Source organism: Crenobacter cavernae (assembly GCF_003355495.1).
GTDB classification, from domain to species: domain Bacteria; phylum Pseudomonadota; class Gammaproteobacteria; order Burkholderiales; family Chromobacteriaceae; genus Crenobacter; species Crenobacter cavernae.
The window spans coordinates 2,799,249-2,812,487 of record NZ_CP031337.1; the positions used below are offsets into that span (position 1 = coordinate 2,799,249).

The following is a 13,239-nucleotide window of genomic DNA, read 5'->3' on the forward strand; positions in this document are numbered from 1 at the left end:
TTCATTAACGGCTGTTAAGCCATGGGAATGCGCTCAGCCGACGTCCTTCAAGAGTTCACGCGCGATCTGTTCCCATTCTTCCTGCAGGCTGCAGGACGGGCGCTTGCGGCCGGCGGTGCGGTACCAGTAGTCGGCGTTCCACATCACGCCTTCGACGCGGTGCAGGTAGGCGTGCACCCACGCGTAGTCGGGCCGGGTCAGCTCGCGCACGGTTTCGTGCGCGTCGCCCCAGCGGTCGCGCGCGACCAGCCACAGCGCGGTGAGCGGTTCGGACAGACCCTCGGGCGGCGCGTCGGCCATCAGCGAATCGGAAAATTCGGCGTAGTTCATCTCGTGCCCCCTGCAAAAGCGGCAAGACTAGCAGAGCCGCAAGCGGGCGTCCAAGGCCGGACCCGGGTTTTCCCGCGCCACGCTCAACGCGGGCGCATCGCCTCGAGCTCGCCGGCGCGCTCGGCGGTCATCTGCAGCTTGCAGTCCACCGCCTGCACGCGCGCCATCGTGCCGCCGTCCGGGTCGTAGTAGAAGCCACAATTGGCGTCGCGGTAGCGCATCCACTGGCGCTGTACCGTTTGCAGCAGCGTACGGCGCGTGGCAGGCAACGCGGCCGACACCTGCCGGTAGGCGCGGTTGAGCCGTGCGTCCTGCCGGCCTATCTCGCCGTCCATGCATTCGACCATGCCCTGCGTGACGCCGTCGGCGCGGTCCATGCACGCGTTGTAGGCCTTGCTGTAAGCCGGTTCGCCGGCGTGCGCGGCGCCGGCAAGCAGCAGGCCGGCCAGCCACGCCCATTGTCTTGTTTTCATCGCGACCTCCTCATTCGTCTTCCACTCTAGCCTGAAGCCTTCACGACCGCCTACCGCGCCAAGATGCCAGCTTGTTTAACCCCATCGGGCGATGACCGGGCTGGCTCAGCCCGGCCGCCCCGAAGGCTCGGCCAACCCTCACACCCTCACATAAGCGGGATGGTCATCGGGCACCAGCTCGTCGGCGAGGAAGTCGATGAAGGCGCGCACCGCCGGCACCAGGTGGCGGCGGCTCGGGAAGGCCGCGTGCAGGATGCCACCGGGGATCTCGTAGCCGGGCAAGAGCCGTACCAGCCGTCCGTCGTCGAGCGCCTCGTGGCACACCAGCGTCGGCAGCACGGCGGCGCCGACGCCGCCGATCGCCGCCGCGGCGAGCACCATCAGGTCGTCGCTCATCAGCCGCGGCGCGTCGAGCTGCACCGTATAGAGCTGGCCGACCTCGTCGAGCAGATTCCATTCGCTTCGTCCGTCGGGCCGGCTCATCGCGAGCGACGGCCAGTTCGCCAGCCCGGCCGGGCTCGAAGGTTGGCCGAGCTCGGCGAGCAGAGCCGGGCTCGCCACCAGCGCCATATGGCTGATGCCGAGCCGGCGCACCACCAGGCTCGCGCTGTCGTCGATCCGGCTCCTGACGCGCAAGGCCACGTCGATCCCCTCCTCGATCAGGTCGACCGGCCGCCCGGTGATCTCGAGCAGCACCCTCACCTTCGGATGCGCGGCAAGAAAGCGCGGCAGCCGCTCGGCGAGCAAGGTCTTGGCGAGCATCTCCGGGCAGCTGACACGCACCGGCCCGCGCGGCTCGGCGGTGGCGCGCGCGATCGCCTCCTCGGCCGCCTCGGCCTCGGCCAACATCGCCTGGCAGTGCCGGTAGAAGCTCTCTCCGACCTCGGTCAGCGCCAGACGACGCGTGGTGCGGTGCAAGAGCCGCACGCCGAGCTTGGCCTCGAGTTCGGCCACGCGGCGCGACAGCCGCGACTTGGGCACGCCGAGCTGCCGGCCGGCCGCCATGAAGCCGCCGCACTCGATCACCTTGGCGAAGTAGAAGAAGTCGTTCAGGTCACGCATCGCTAATTGTCTCACTGATGGAACAATGTTTCCGATTTTAGCCGTCTAGTGCGGATTCGTCCCATTGCTTATCGTTACCCCATCGCAAGACGACTTGCACCCCACCGCAAAGGACACACCATGAACATCCTGCACATCGACTCCAGCATCCTCGGTCAGAACTCGGTTTCCCGCCTGTTGTCGCAGGCTCTGGTCGACGCGATCCGCGCCCGCCGCCCGGGCGCCGAAGTGGTGCAGCGCGACGTGAGCAGCGAAAACATTCCGCACCTGTCGGGCGAGATCCTTGGCGCCGCGTTCACGCCGGAAGCCGAATGGAACGACACGCAGCGCAGCGAACGCGCCCGCACCGACGCGCTGATCGAGGAATTCCTCGCCGCCGACGTCGTCGTGATCGGCGCGCCGATGTACAACTTCTCGATCCCGTCGCAGCTGAAGGCATGGATCGACCGCGTCGCCGCCGCCGGCCGTACCTTCAAGTACACCGAAACCGGCCCCGAGGGCCTGGCCGGCGGCAAGAAGGTGTTCGTCGCCTCGAGCCGCGGCGGCGTGTACAGCAGCGAACAGGGCCGCCTGATGGACTTCCAGGAAGACTACCTGAAGGCGGTGATGGGCTTTCTCGGCATCACCGACGTCGAATTCATCCGCGCCGAGGCGGTGAACATGGGCGAGGACAAGCGCGAGACCGCGATCTGGGCGGCCAAGGACGCGATCGGCAAGCTGGCGTTCTAAATCGCATCACACACAGCGACGGGGGCTTGAGCCCCCGTTTTGCATTGTGCGCGAGCGATAAGCGCTTGAGCCGGTACCGTGCCTCGCCGCCTCGACACGCCGGCCTGACACCGGCAGGCGTTCGACCATCAAGCCGACGCCAACGGCTAAATCCACGCCATGGGCATGGCACCCATCATAAACATCTTGAAATAGCAGCTTTAAGGATTTCCACTAGACTGGAAAGACCAAGGTGTTGATGCCATCGGGAACGCGCGAACCGTCGCCGCCTTCCCGGGCCGGAGGCCGCCATGCCCTACCAACGCATTCTCGTTCCGGTCGACGACAGTACCGTCTCGTCGCTCGCCATCGACCACGCCTGTATGCTGGCCAAGGAGATGAAGGGCAGGTTGCGGCTCGTGCATGTGGTCGAGCTCGACCAGTTCGGCTGGGGTCGCGCGCATCTGCTCAGGGAGGAAGAAAACCAGTACATCAAGGAAACCGGCGACCGCGTGCTCGATCTGGCGACGCTGCGCGCGCTGAAGGCCGGCATCACGCCCGAGGTGCACGCGCTCAGCGCCTGGCGCGAATCGATCACGCCGGCGCTGGTCGAAGAGGCGCGCCAGTGGCAGGCCGACCTGATCGTGATGGGCACTCACGGCCGCACCGGGCTCGATCACCTGATGGTCGGCAGCATCGCCGAGGGCGTGCTGCGCCACAGCGAAGTGCCGGTGATGCTGATCCGCCACCGCGGCTGACATCCCGCACCCGAAGATGTCTCAAACAAGCTTGGCCGAGCCCCCACGAGGGAAGCTCGGCCAAGCTTTTTGCCTTACGTACTGCGGCGCAGCGTCAGCTCGGACGGCAGGGGCGGAACAGGTCGAGTTCCGGCTGATACAGCCGGGTCTTCACGTTCATGATGCCCAGCACCGAATGGAACAAATTGTCCTGCGAGTGCGGCTGCGCCGCGCGCGCCTTCAGGCAGGCGGTGTTCACGCCGAAGTCCTTCTGGTAGCCGTCAGACAGCCACACCATCATCGGGATGTGCTTCTGCACGTCGGGCGCGAACAGGTACGGCGTCGCGTGCAGATACATATTGTTCTCGCCGAGCGACTCGCCGTGATCGGACATATAGATCATCGAGGTGTCGAAACGCCCGCCGTTCTTCTTCAGGAAAGCTATCGTCTGGCTCAGGAAGTAGTCGGTGTACAGGATGGTGTTGTCGTACACATTGGTGATTTCCTCGCGCGAGCACTCCTGCAACTGGTTGGTGCGGCAGGTCGGCTGGAAGGCGTCGAAACGCTGCGGGTAGCGCAGGTAGTAGGCCGGGCCGTGGCTGCCCTTCTGGTGCAGCACGATCACCGCGTCGCCCTTTAGCTGGTCGACGTAGTCCTGCAGCTTGTACAGCATCGCCTCGTCGTAGCACTCGTCGTCGCCGCAGGACTCGGGCAGCTTGCCGCGGTAATCGTCCGCACTTTCATAGGCCACGCGGTCGCACGCGCCCTTGCAGCCGGAGTTGTTGTCGCGCCACAGCACCTCGACGCCGGCGCGCTTGAGCACGTCGAGCAGGCCCTGCTGACTCTTCCCCTTCTCGTCGCTGTAGTTCTCGCGACCGAGGCCGGAGAACATGCACGGCACCGACACCGCCGTCTCGGTACCGCACGAGTGGGCATTAGGGAAGTTGATCAGCCCGTCCTGCTTTTTCAGCAAGGGGTTGGTCTCGCGAGCGTAGCCGTTGAGCGAGAAGTTGGCCGCACGCGCGGCCTCGCCGACCACGATCACCGTCAGCGCCTTCTTCGGCCGCGCCGCCTCGGCCGGATCGCGATGCGCGTCCTCGCCGATCGGCTTGATCTCCCGCGGCTTGCCGGTCGCCGACTTCGCGTACGAATAACCGGCCTGCAGCACGTTGCTCGGCACCAAGAGGAAACACAGCTGGCGGTTGTTGCGCGCGATCGACGCGATGTCCTGGTAGAAGCTCATCACCAGGCCGCCCGCCAGCGCGGCCGACAACACCAGCGCGCCGCCGCGCAACAGCAGGCCCTTCCACCAGCTATTGCCGTAGTCGACCCTCACCCAGCACACCAGCGCCGCCGGCAACCCGCCCAGCCCGACGATATACGCCAGCATCTGTGAATCGAAGAGTTCGGTCGCTTCGGCCGGATCGGTCTCGGTGACGTTGCGGACCATGTCGACGTCGATCATCACGCCGTACTTGTGCATGAAGTAGGCGAGCGACGCCGACAGGATCAGCAGGATCACCGCCACCGGCTTGGTCAGATAGGGCCAGGACAGCAGCGACAGCAACACGTTGAATATCAGGATCAACGCCGCGCCGACCGCGCCCATCAGCAACCAGGCTCGGTCGCCGGCGGCGGCGTTGGCGCCCGACAAGGCATGCCAGAACGGCAGGTTGTAGATCAGGACGAAAGCGGCCGAGAGCAGCAGCGTGACGACGGCGACGGGGACGCGCGGACGGTTCTTGAACATGGGCGGGCGGCGGATACGAAACGCAAAACTCGACACGTTAGCCGGCCTCGCTTAATGGAATATTAAGCCCGACCGATATCTCTAGCGCCTTGAACGACGGCTGGCTACCTGCTCGGCCAACGATCCCCCGCCAGCAACGCTGGCCTTGCGCTCGGCGGTGTAATCCCACCAGACGCGCGCGCCCTGGCCGTCCATATAGCGCACCACCGAAATCAGCACGTCGATCACGCATGGGTCGTGCCGCACCCCGCTCGACACGCACAATTCGTCGTATAGGCGGTAGGGATCACAAGCGACCAATTGCCCAGGGTGGGTGATGCCGATGAGACGCAGGTCCTCGGCCATTGCGGGCCCGATATTGGGAAGATCGGTCAGCGCCTTTGCCTCATGCGGCGGGCCGCAGCGTTTGGGATGCATGAAGATTCCGTCTACGGAAAAGGCTCCAACAAGAAGCCTCATGGCAATCGATACGCCGGTTTAGGGCGGGGGAAACCGGCGCGGTACAGACCATCAGTCGCCGAAACATCGGAAACGCACCGCCGGTGTCCGGGAACGACCAAAAGGACGAGGGTGAAGCGCGCCGTCGCCCGCTCCACCCTCGTCGATTCTTTCCTTGATTCTTATGGCCGGAATGCTGGAATACTTATTAAAGGCTCAGGCCGGCAAGTCGGGCTCGGCGTCCACGGTGTAGTCGTCGTTCGCCGCTTCGCTCGGGTCGATACTGCCATGCTGCTGGCACCATGCGGCGGCTTCGGCTCGATCGGTAAGCAGGCGCTCCGACCAGTAGGACAAGCCGCCCGGGCCCTCTTGGCCCGTCGCGATACCCCGCAGCGAATCGATGTAGTTCAATGCATCCATCGCGCTCCTCCTTTTTTATTTTTTGGTGGACTCTGAAGATAGTGTCTGGCAAGCCGTATCACCATAAGTAGGATTACCTATTTTTGTCATTATTTCACTGATGCGGCGCAACAAAGCGATTGATTTTGCAGGAAAAAGGGCAAAGACAAGGCAAACAAGCGTTTGTCGGCCGGGCACGATTGATGCTAGGCGATTATTTTCCCTCCCCACTCCGTCCTGGTCGCACGCCGAGCTACAATGCGCGTCTTTCCGAGCCTCCACCCGACCCCATCCCCGGAGACCCCGCTTGAGCCACTACCGCCGCATCGCCTGCCTCAGCACCGAGGCGGTCGAAACCCTCTATCTACTGGGCGCCGAAGACCGCATCGCCGGCATCTCGGGCTTTACCGTCTACCCGCCCGAGGCGCGCCGCGACAAGCCGAAAATCAGCGGCTTCTCCAGCGGCAAGCTCGAACGCATCCTCGCCGTCGAACCCGACCTGGTGATCGCGTTCAGCGACATGCAGGCCGAACTCGCACGCGAGCTGATCAAGGCGGGCCTCGAGGTCCATGTGTTCAACCAGCGCACCCTCGCCGGCATCCTGAATATGGTGTCGACGCTCGGCGCGCTCGTCGACAGGAGCGCCGAAGCCGCCGCGCTCTCGGCCAAGCTTGCGGCTAGGATCGACGAAGCGCGCGAGCAAGCCGCACCGGTCTCCCGGCGGCCCGGCATCTACTTCGAGGAATGGGACGAGCCGCTGATCAGCGGCGTCGGCTGGGTGTCCGAACTGATCGTTGCGGCCGGCGGCGTGGACGTGTTCGCCGAGACCGCGCATCACGCGTCGGCCAGCGAACGCATCATCGCCGACCCGGCCGAAGTGGTGAGACGCGCCCCTGACATCGTCGTCGGTTCGTGGTGCGGCAAGAAATTCCGGCCGGAAAGCTTGGCCGAGCGCGCAGGCTGGGAGGGCATTCCCGCACTGCAGAATGGCCACGTTCTCGAGATCAAGTCGGCCGACATCCTGTCGCCGGGGCCATCGGCGATCCTGCGCGGCCTGCCGCAGCTGCAGGCGGCCGTCGCACGCTGGCGGGCGGCGCAATGAGCGACATCCCTTCGCCGTGCGTAAAGCTGTGCCAACTCGACGATGCCCGCGCGTTCTGTACCGGCTGCCGCCGCACGCTCGACGAGATCGCCCAATGGTCGAAGTACAGCGCCGCACAGAAGCGCGCGGTGTGGGCGCGACTGGAGAGCGAATCGCCGACGCCGGTCGGCCGAGCCAAACGGTGCGAGCGCTGCGACGCCGAATTCGCTTGCGGCAGCGGCGGGCGCGACGGCCGCTGCTGGTGCAACGAACTGCCGCAGGTGCTGCCGCTGGCGGCCGACGGTGGCGACTGCCTGTGCCCGAACTGCCTCGCCGATCACCTGCGACGCGAATACGAAAAGCGCGACCTGACGCCGCCGTTCTGAGACCTTGACCATGCACAGACTCGACGCCACCCATTATCCGGTCGCCGCGTGGAAGAACGGCGGCGGCAGCACGCGCCAGGTCGTGATCCACCGGCCGGCGCCGACCTCGAGACCTTCGATTACCGCATCAGCCTCGCCAACGTCGCAAGCGACGGACCGTTCTCGTTTTTCTCAGGCGTCGACCGCACGCTGGCGCTGATCACCGGCGAGCGCGACGGAGACGGCCTCGAACTCAGCTTTGCCGACAGTGCCACCCACCACAGCCTGACGCCTCAGAGCGCGCCATTGGTATTTGCCGGCGAGCTCGCCGTCGTCAGCCGGCTGACGGGCGGCCCGGTACTCGACTTTAACGTGATGACCCGCCGTGCCCGCTGCCGTCACCGGGTCAGTGAATTGCGGCTGACTGAAGCGCTCACGCTGGCCCATGGCGCGGACACCTTCCTGCTGCTCGCCGCGGGCGACGCGTGCACCGCAAACGACGGGTTCCGTTGCGAAACGCTGGCCCGGCTCGACGCGCTGAGCCTGGCCGTGCCCGGCGTGCTGACCTTGACGCCGCACGGCCCGTGCCGGTTGTTCCGGATCGAGATCCTGCCGGCCGGCGCCTGAGGTCGGCCCAAACAAAACCCGCCATGAAGGCGGGTTTGTTTTTAGGCAAATCAGAAACGCTCGAACTCGCGCAGGTAGCGCCACTGCCCTTCGGCCAGATCGCCAAGCGCGATGCGGCCGACGCGGATGCGCTTGATCGCCGTCACGTTCAAGCCGGCCGCCTCGACCAGCCCCCGCACCAGCCGCGGCCGGTTCTGGCGCACGACCACGCGCAGCTGCAGATCGCTCTGGCGGCTGATCTTGTACGGCCCGATGCGCTTGCCTTCGAGTTCGCGCTTCGCGTTCAGACGGGCCAGCGCCTCCGGCGGCAGCGGCTCGGCCAACCACACCAGGTATTCCTGCTCGAAGTCGGTGGCGTCCTTGATCAGCTTGTTCGCGACGCCGTCGTCCTGCGTCAGCACGACGAGGCCGGTCGCGTCGTTGTCGAGCCAGCCGGCCGACACCAGATGCTGCTGGTGACGCTTGAGGAAGAGGATGCCGGAGCGGTCGCTTGCCGCCCGTTGTCCGACGACGACGAGTTCGGCCACGCCGTGCTCGCCCGGCCGCGTCTTGGACAGCGTGTAGCCGGCCGGCTTGTTGACGATCAGCGTGACCCTATCGGCCTGCACGCCGGCCGGGCGCGGTGCCAGCTCGATGCGCTGGTCGGCGCGCACGCGGCTGCCGAGCGCGTCGACCACCACGCCGTCGACCTTCACCAGCCCCATCTCGATCAGTTCGTCGGCCTCGCGGCGCGAGCAGCGCGCGAGTTCGGTCACGCGCTTGGACAGGCGGAGGGTGTCGTCGTTGGCTTGCGGGTCGGTCATGGCGGGGTTTCCGGAAAACGGGCGGGACCGCGATTATCCGCGTGTTTGCCGCGCGGCTCAAATCGCGATGCGAAAGACGCCGCCGGCGCGCGGATCCGGCCCGATGTCAAAGCTTGGCCGAGCGCTGTGCCGAATCTCATCGGCGGCTCGGCCAACGTGTCATCGGGCGTCCCCTTCTCCCGGCGGGTCGGAACGCACCGTCCGTGCCGCCTTCAGCCGCGCATCCAGCGCCACCACCAGCGAGCCCATCGCGAAGAAGGCCATCGCCAGAAACGCCGAGTTGAGCAGCACGCCTTCGTAGCCGAGGTGCAGCACATTCAGGAAGGGATAAGGGTAGTGCCCGAGGAAGGTGCCGCGCAACAGCGTGTAGCCGAGGTAGGCGGCCGGGTAGGCCAGCCACCGCAGCGCGTCGTGCCAACGCAGCCGTGCCGGCGGCACGTACAGCACCCAGTAGACGAAGTAGCCGAGCGGGATCGCATCGTGCAGCATCAGGTCGGCCAGCCACTGCAGGCCGGTCGGGTGCCACAGCTCGCGCAGCAGCAGCTCGTACACCAGGCCGACGATGGCGATATAGGTCAGCGACGCCGAACGCGCCGCCGGCCGGCCGAGGAAGCGGCTGAAGCGCATATCGGGGAACAGCAGCGGCAGCGTCAGCCCGGCCGCCAAGAGCAGGTTGGTCAGGATAGTGAAGTAGCTGAAGAAGTTGAACACCGATATCGGCCACGGCACGCCTTGCGCCAGCCCGGCCGCCACGCCGTGGTAGAGCTGCAGGCCGAGCGCGAACCAGCCCGCCGTCAGCAGCGCGACTTCGAACGCGCGTCTTGTTTGATGGTTTTTCATGACTGGCCCCTCGGCGCAGACGATTTGAAACCACGCTCGGGCGAAGAGCAGCGGCGAGCGAAAGCCCTGTCCCAAGACCGGAAGTAACAACAAAACGTGACAGCAGTTGTCGGCGGCTATTGAAAGCATAGCCAAAGCAGGGCTTGACGGCTCTCTCGGCTAGGCGTCGCGGGGGGCAGGACGGGACACCGCCAAAATACAAAAAGCCCCGCGATGCGGGGCTTTTCAGTCAAACACTCAGCCGGTAATTACTGCGGCTGGATGTTCGAAGCTTGCAGGCCTTTTTGGCCTTGGGTCACTTCGAAGCTCACGCGCTGGCCTTCTTGCAGGGTCTTGAAGCCGTTGGCGCGGATTTCGGAGAAGTGAGCGAACAGGTCGTCACCACCTTCGTCCGGGGTGATGAAACCAAAGCCTTTAGCGTCGTTGAACCACTTAACGATACCAGTTTTCATAATCTAAAACTCCCTAATTAGGACAAATGAGCAAATGCTCGGGGCGCATGTAAATCAAGGAGGGGGTAGCACAACTGAAGTACCGCTGAGGAACCACAAGTGGACAACGATCACACAACTTGAAAAACTTGCGAGACACGTTATACGGGAGATTGGCCCACAGGGCAAATTTATTTTGCGCGACACCCTATGCAAGACGCATTCTAGGCGACGAATCCAAACCGGACAAGCCCGTCACACAAGGCCCTGCGACATCATGGGCCCGCAGCAAGAAATTGGACCGAGCCTGCCGCGAGGCTCGGCCAACCCAGACCTAGCCGGCCACCGTCCCGCGAACGCCATCCGAGAGGGTGCGAGCAGCATCGCTACGGTTCAGCCCGGCAACTTCGCCGCCAAGGGGTCCACCTCCCGCCGGCCCGGCCGCAAGCCGCACCGGGATTACCCGCAAGACAATGGACTTCCCCTATCGCCCGCCCGGGCGGCATGGCCGATAGTGACCGTCGCCGGCGATGCCGGGACACGACCGCCCCGCGCCGGACGCCCCCTTACCGACTACTGGAGCTTGCAACGTGTTGGACCATCCGCTGAGGGACACCTTGGCCAGCGAAGTACACGCCCGCCCCTTTCTTCGCCTGGAGGGCTCGGCCCGCCTGTCTCACCTGGCGATCTACACCGACGAACAGCCAGACATCCACCACCGCCTGCTCGCCGCCCTGTGCGCGGCGCTGGGCACCACGCCCCCTCCGGCCTCGGCCAACCATTTCACCCACCGCCACGACGGCCTGCTGCTCAAGTGGGAGCGCCACATCGAGTTCTCGACCTTCACCTTCGTGCTCGAGGACACCCGCGGCGAGCCGTTCTCCGACACCGCGATCAGCCGCGTGCCGGCCGGATGGCTGTCGCAGCTGAAGGGCACGCGGCTGGTCGCGCTGCACGCCGAAGTCATCCAGCGCGGCGCAGCCGAACGGGCGCGCGCGTCGCTCAGGCAGTGGTTCTCCGGCCCGGTGCTGGTCGGCAGCCGCGTGCTGGCCGGCGGCGAGGTGTGGTGCGACTGGCATATCGCGCCCGACGGCTTCTCGCGCTTCCTGGTGCTCGACCTCGACTTTCGCGAGGCGCAGGTCGGCCGCCTGCTGCAGCGGCTATACGAAATCGAGACCTACCGGATGATGGCGCTGTTGGCGCTGCCGCTGGCGCGCGAGATGGCGGGCACCTTAGGCCGCCTGGAGGCCGAACTGTCCGCCATCATGGAAAGGATGGACGCCAACGCCGGCGGCAGCGAGGACCCGGCACTGTTGCAGCAACTGACCCGGCTGGCCGCGCATGCGCAGGCGCTGAGCGCGCACAGCACGCGCTTCAGCGCGTCGCGCGCCTACGACCAGCTCTTGACCGCGCGCATCACCGAACTGCGCGAAGAGCGCATAGAAGGCGTGCCGACCATCGGCGAATTCATGGAGCGCCGCCTGTCGCCCGCGATCAACACCTGCCGCTCGGTGCAGGCGCGCCAAGAACAGCTCGCCACGCTGGTCGCCCGCGCGATCGACCTGTTGCGCACTCGCGTCAACCTCGCGCAGGAACGGCAGACCAACGCGCTGTTGCAGGGGATGAACCGCACCGCGCGCACCCAGCTGCAGATGCAGCACGCGGTGGAAGGACTGTCGGTCGCGGCGATTTCCTACTACGTGCTGAGCCTGTTGGCGGTCGCGCTCAAGGCGCTCAAGCAGGCAGGCCTGCCGGTCAGCCCCGAGGTCGGACAGGGGCTCTTGATCGTGCCGGTGGTGCTGTGCGTGTATTTCGGCGTGCGGCGGCTGCACAAGAACTTCGCGGTAGAGGGCAAGCATTGAAAAAGGCCGGCCGGAGGGAGTCCCTCGGGCCGGCCCATTCACCCGATCAACGCGGCACGTGGCTGCTCACCTCGCCGCCGCGCACCTTGTGCAGCACCGCTTTGGCGGCGCCCTGCCCTTCGCTGCGCGTCCACGGCGCCTGCTGCAACGCATGCCGCATGTCCTGGAAACCGGCGTCGCGGCGCTTGGCGATCGACGAGCGCGAAAACTCGGCATCGCTGAACGAGCTCTGGTCGGCAGTCGGCTGGTAGGTGATGTGCACGATGTCGACGCGGCGCTGCTTCACCCTCAACGCCGCGCCCTCGCCGACGGCCTCGGTGTCCGGCGACGCGGCCAGCGCCGCGCGCAAATTATGCTGCGCGCACAAGGCTTCGACCTGGCTACTGCGGCTGGCGTACTGGATCTGCTTCTGGCGCCACGCCACCTCGTCCATCGTCGACGGCAGGCTGCCCTTAGCGCTCCACAGATCGATCATGAACACCAGCAGGTCGCTGTCGTCCTCGTCGTCGAGGATCGCGTTGAGCGGCGTGTTCGACACGCAGCCGCCGTCCCAGTAGTAATGCCCGTCGACCTCGGTGGCCGGAAAGCCTGGCGGCAGCGAGCCGCTGGCGAGCACGTGGCGCGGCCCGAGCGCCTGGCGCGCCGAATCGAAAAAGACCAGCTCGCCGGTGTCGACGCGCGTCGCGCCCAGGCTCAGGCGCGCGCTCTTGCCCTCGTTGAGGCGGTCGAAATCCGCCACGTCTCGCAGCGTGCCCAGCATCGGCGTGGTGTCGTAGAAGCTGGTCTTGTCCGGCGGCGCGCTTTGCACCAAGAGCGGGCTCGGCAGCCGCGGCGACCAGAAGTTGGGTTGGCCGAGCACCATGGCCTCGGCCACGTTGAACTGGTTGTACCAGCGCAACAGCGGGCCGGAAAGCAGCGTGCCCGACTCGTCCGGACGGGAGATGTCGTCCCACAGGCGCTCCAGCTGCGTCAGGCGTTTATCCGGCGGATTGCTGGCGATCACCGCCGCGTTGATCGCGCCGATCGAGATACCGGCCACCCAGTCGGGCTGAAAGCCCGCCTGCTCCATCGCCTCGTAGGCGCCGATATGGTAGGCCCCGAGCGCGCCGCCGCCCTGCAACACCAGCGCCACCTTGGGCTTACCCTCTGCCTTCTTGTCACCCGCACCGCTCTTCTGCCGTTCTGCCATCGTGCTTCCTTTCGTGGTCAAACGCTTCATGGACGAAATCGCCGCCTGACGATCATGCCAACCGGGCGAACCAATCAAACAGCATAGCCATCGGCCGCGTCAACTCTTTGAATTAATTGTGAAACGGCCGCTTGAAAATGCGTG

General features: G+C 65.7%; 16 protein-coding genes. 6 read left to right on the forward strand and 10 right to left on the reverse strand.

Translation table 11 applies throughout. The features are described from left to right. Positions 1–33: 33 nt before the first annotated feature. From DWG20_RS13620 to DWG20_RS13630, 3 genes are all read right to left on the reverse strand, one after another. Positions 34–330, reverse strand: a complete 297-nt coding sequence (locus tag DWG20_RS13620; protein ID WP_115434310.1) for a hypothetical protein — start codon at positions 328–330, stop codon at positions 34–36. Between the two features lie 83 nt (positions 331–413). Continuing rightward, positions 414–803: a lysozyme inhibitor LprI family protein gene (locus DWG20_RS13625; RefSeq protein WP_115434311.1), complete on the reverse strand. Its 390-nt coding sequence runs from the start codon at positions 801–803 to the stop codon at positions 414–416. Positions 804–941: 138 nt separating this feature from the next. After that, positions 942–1,865: a LysR family transcriptional regulator gene (locus tag DWG20_RS13630; RefSeq protein ID WP_115434312.1), complete on the reverse strand. Its 924-nt coding sequence runs from the start codon at positions 1,863–1,865 to the stop codon at positions 942–944. 120 nt (positions 1,866–1,985) lie between these two features. Between DWG20_RS13630 and DWG20_RS13635 the strand changes: the two genes are divergently transcribed. Both DWG20_RS13635 and DWG20_RS13640 read left to right on the forward strand, forming a co-directional pair. After that, a complete protein-coding gene (locus tag DWG20_RS13635; protein WP_115434313.1) occupies positions 1,986–2,594 on the forward strand; it encodes an FMN-dependent NADH-azoreductase in 609 nt (202 codons plus the stop codon). 290 nt (positions 2,595–2,884) lie between these two features. Then, on the forward strand, positions 2,885–3,331 hold the full coding sequence (locus DWG20_RS13640; protein ID WP_115434314.1) for a universal stress protein: 447 nt from the start codon (positions 2,885–2,887) through the stop codon (positions 3,329–3,331). 94 nt (positions 3,332–3,425) lie between these two features. On the opposite strand, the gene eptA is transcribed toward DWG20_RS13640, so the two are convergent. From eptA to DWG20_RS13655, 3 genes are all read right to left on the reverse strand, one after another. Next, complete coding sequence (gene eptA / locus DWG20_RS13645; RefSeq protein ID WP_115434315.1) at positions 3,426–5,060, reverse strand: phosphoethanolamine transferase EptA; 1,635 nt, start codon at positions 5,058–5,060, stop codon at positions 3,426–3,428. 81 nt (positions 5,061–5,141) lie between these two features. After that, positions 5,142–5,477 (reverse strand): helix-hairpin-helix domain-containing protein, encoded by a 336-nt coding sequence (locus DWG20_RS13650; RefSeq protein WP_115434817.1) that lies wholly within the window; start codon positions 5,475–5,477, stop codon positions 5,142–5,144. A 237-nt stretch (positions 5,478–5,714) separates the two neighbouring features. Further along, the gene (locus DWG20_RS13655) at positions 5,715–5,918 is read right to left on the reverse strand and encodes a hypothetical protein (protein ID WP_115434316.1); all 204 of its coding nucleotides are present in this window, start codon (positions 5,916–5,918) and stop codon (positions 5,715–5,717) included. Between the two features lie 286 nt (positions 5,919–6,204). Between DWG20_RS13655 and DWG20_RS13660 the strand changes: the two genes are divergently transcribed. Genes DWG20_RS13660 through DWG20_RS13670 form a run of 3 tightly spaced genes read left to right on the forward strand, consistent with a single transcriptional unit; the run spans position 6,205 to position 7,970 of the window. Next, entirely contained in the window at positions 6,205–6,999 is a 795-nt protein-coding gene (locus tag DWG20_RS13660; RefSeq protein WP_220271966.1) for an ABC transporter substrate-binding protein, read from the forward strand. Further along, on the forward strand, positions 6,996–7,364 hold the full coding sequence (locus DWG20_RS13665; protein WP_115434318.1) for a DUF1289 domain-containing protein: 369 nt from the start codon (positions 6,996–6,998) through the stop codon (positions 7,362–7,364). Before DWG20_RS13660 ends, DWG20_RS13665 begins: the two co-directional genes overlap by 4 nt. Positions 7,365–7,412: 48 nt before the next feature. Beyond that, complete coding sequence (locus DWG20_RS13670; protein WP_115434319.1) at positions 7,413–7,970, forward strand: HutD/Ves family protein; 558 nt, start codon at positions 7,413–7,415, stop codon at positions 7,968–7,970. A 50-nt stretch (positions 7,971–8,020) separates the two neighbouring features. On the opposite strand, the gene DWG20_RS13675 is transcribed toward DWG20_RS13670, so the two are convergent. From DWG20_RS13675 to DWG20_RS13685, 3 genes are all read right to left on the reverse strand, one after another. Next, complete coding sequence (locus DWG20_RS13675) at positions 8,021–8,773, reverse strand: pseudouridine synthase (RefSeq protein WP_115434320.1); 753 nt, start codon at positions 8,771–8,773, stop codon at positions 8,021–8,023. Positions 8,774–8,932: 159 nt separating this feature from the next. Further along, entirely contained in the window at positions 8,933–9,613 is a 681-nt protein-coding gene (locus DWG20_RS13680; protein ID WP_115434321.1) for a Pr6Pr family membrane protein, read from the reverse strand. Positions 9,614–9,861: 248 nt separating this feature from the next. After that, positions 9,862–10,065, reverse strand: a complete 204-nt coding sequence (locus tag DWG20_RS13685) for a cold-shock protein (protein WP_115434322.1) — start codon at positions 10,063–10,065, stop codon at positions 9,862–9,864. A gap of 569 nt (positions 10,066–10,634) precedes the next feature. Here DWG20_RS13685 and DWG20_RS13690 point away from each other — a divergent pair. After that, entirely contained in the window at positions 10,635–11,906 is a 1,272-nt protein-coding gene (locus tag DWG20_RS13690) for a DUF3422 family protein (RefSeq protein WP_115434323.1), read from the forward strand. Between the two features lie 46 nt (positions 11,907–11,952). Here DWG20_RS13690 and DWG20_RS13695 read toward each other — a convergent pair whose 3' ends face one another. Then, positions 11,953–13,095 (reverse strand): patatin-like phospholipase family protein, encoded by a 1,143-nt coding sequence (locus DWG20_RS13695; RefSeq protein WP_115434324.1) that lies wholly within the window; start codon positions 13,093–13,095, stop codon positions 11,953–11,955. Between the last annotated feature and the right edge of the window lie 144 nt (positions 13,096–13,239).

What these genes read in the sequence shown, in the direction of transcription:
- DWG20_RS13620 (WP_115434310.1), bottom strand. Translation starts at nt 330, where the DNA reads ATGAACTACGCCGAATTTTCCGATTCGCTGATGGCCGACGCGCCGCCC.
- DWG20_RS13625 (WP_115434311.1), bottom strand. Translation starts at nt 803, where the DNA reads ATGAAAACAAGACAATGGGCGTGGCTGGCCGGCCTGCTGCTTGCCGGC.
- DWG20_RS13630 (WP_115434312.1), bottom strand. Translation starts at nt 1,865, where the DNA reads ATGCGTGACCTGAACGACTTCTTCTACTTCGCCAAGGTGATCGAGTGC.
- DWG20_RS13635 (WP_115434313.1), top strand. Translation starts at nt 1,986, where the DNA reads ATGAACATCCTGCACATCGACTCCAGCATCCTCGGTCAGAACTCGGTT.
- DWG20_RS13640 (WP_115434314.1), top strand. Translation starts at nt 2,885, where the DNA reads ATGCCCTACCAACGCATTCTCGTTCCGGTCGACGACAGTACCGTCTCG.
- eptA (WP_115434315.1), bottom strand. Translation starts at nt 5,060, where the DNA reads ATGTTCAAGAACCGTCCGCGCGTCCCCGTCGCCGTCGTCACGCTGCTG.
- DWG20_RS13650 (WP_115434817.1), bottom strand. Translation starts at nt 5,477, where the DNA reads ATGCATCCCAAACGCTGCGGCCCGCCGCATGAGGCAAAGGCGCTGACC.
- DWG20_RS13655 (WP_115434316.1), bottom strand. Translation starts at nt 5,918, where the DNA reads ATGGATGCATTGAACTACATCGATTCGCTGCGGGGTATCGCGACGGGC.
- DWG20_RS13665 (WP_115434318.1), top strand. Translation starts at nt 6,996, where the DNA reads ATGAGCGACATCCCTTCGCCGTGCGTAAAGCTGTGCCAACTCGACGAT.
- DWG20_RS13675 (WP_115434320.1), bottom strand. Translation starts at nt 8,773, where the DNA reads ATGACCGACCCGCAAGCCAACGACGACACCCTCCGCCTGTCCAAGCGC.
- DWG20_RS13680 (WP_115434321.1), bottom strand. Translation starts at nt 9,613, where the DNA reads ATGAAAAACCATCAAACAAGACGCGCGTTCGAAGTCGCGCTGCTGACG.
- DWG20_RS13685 (WP_115434322.1), bottom strand. Translation starts at nt 10,065, where the DNA reads ATGAAAACTGGTATCGTTAAGTGGTTCAACGACGCTAAAGGCTTTGGT.
- DWG20_RS13695 (WP_115434324.1), bottom strand. Translation starts at nt 13,095, where the DNA reads ATGGCAGAACGGCAGAAGAGCGGTGCGGGTGACAAGAAGGCAGAGGGT.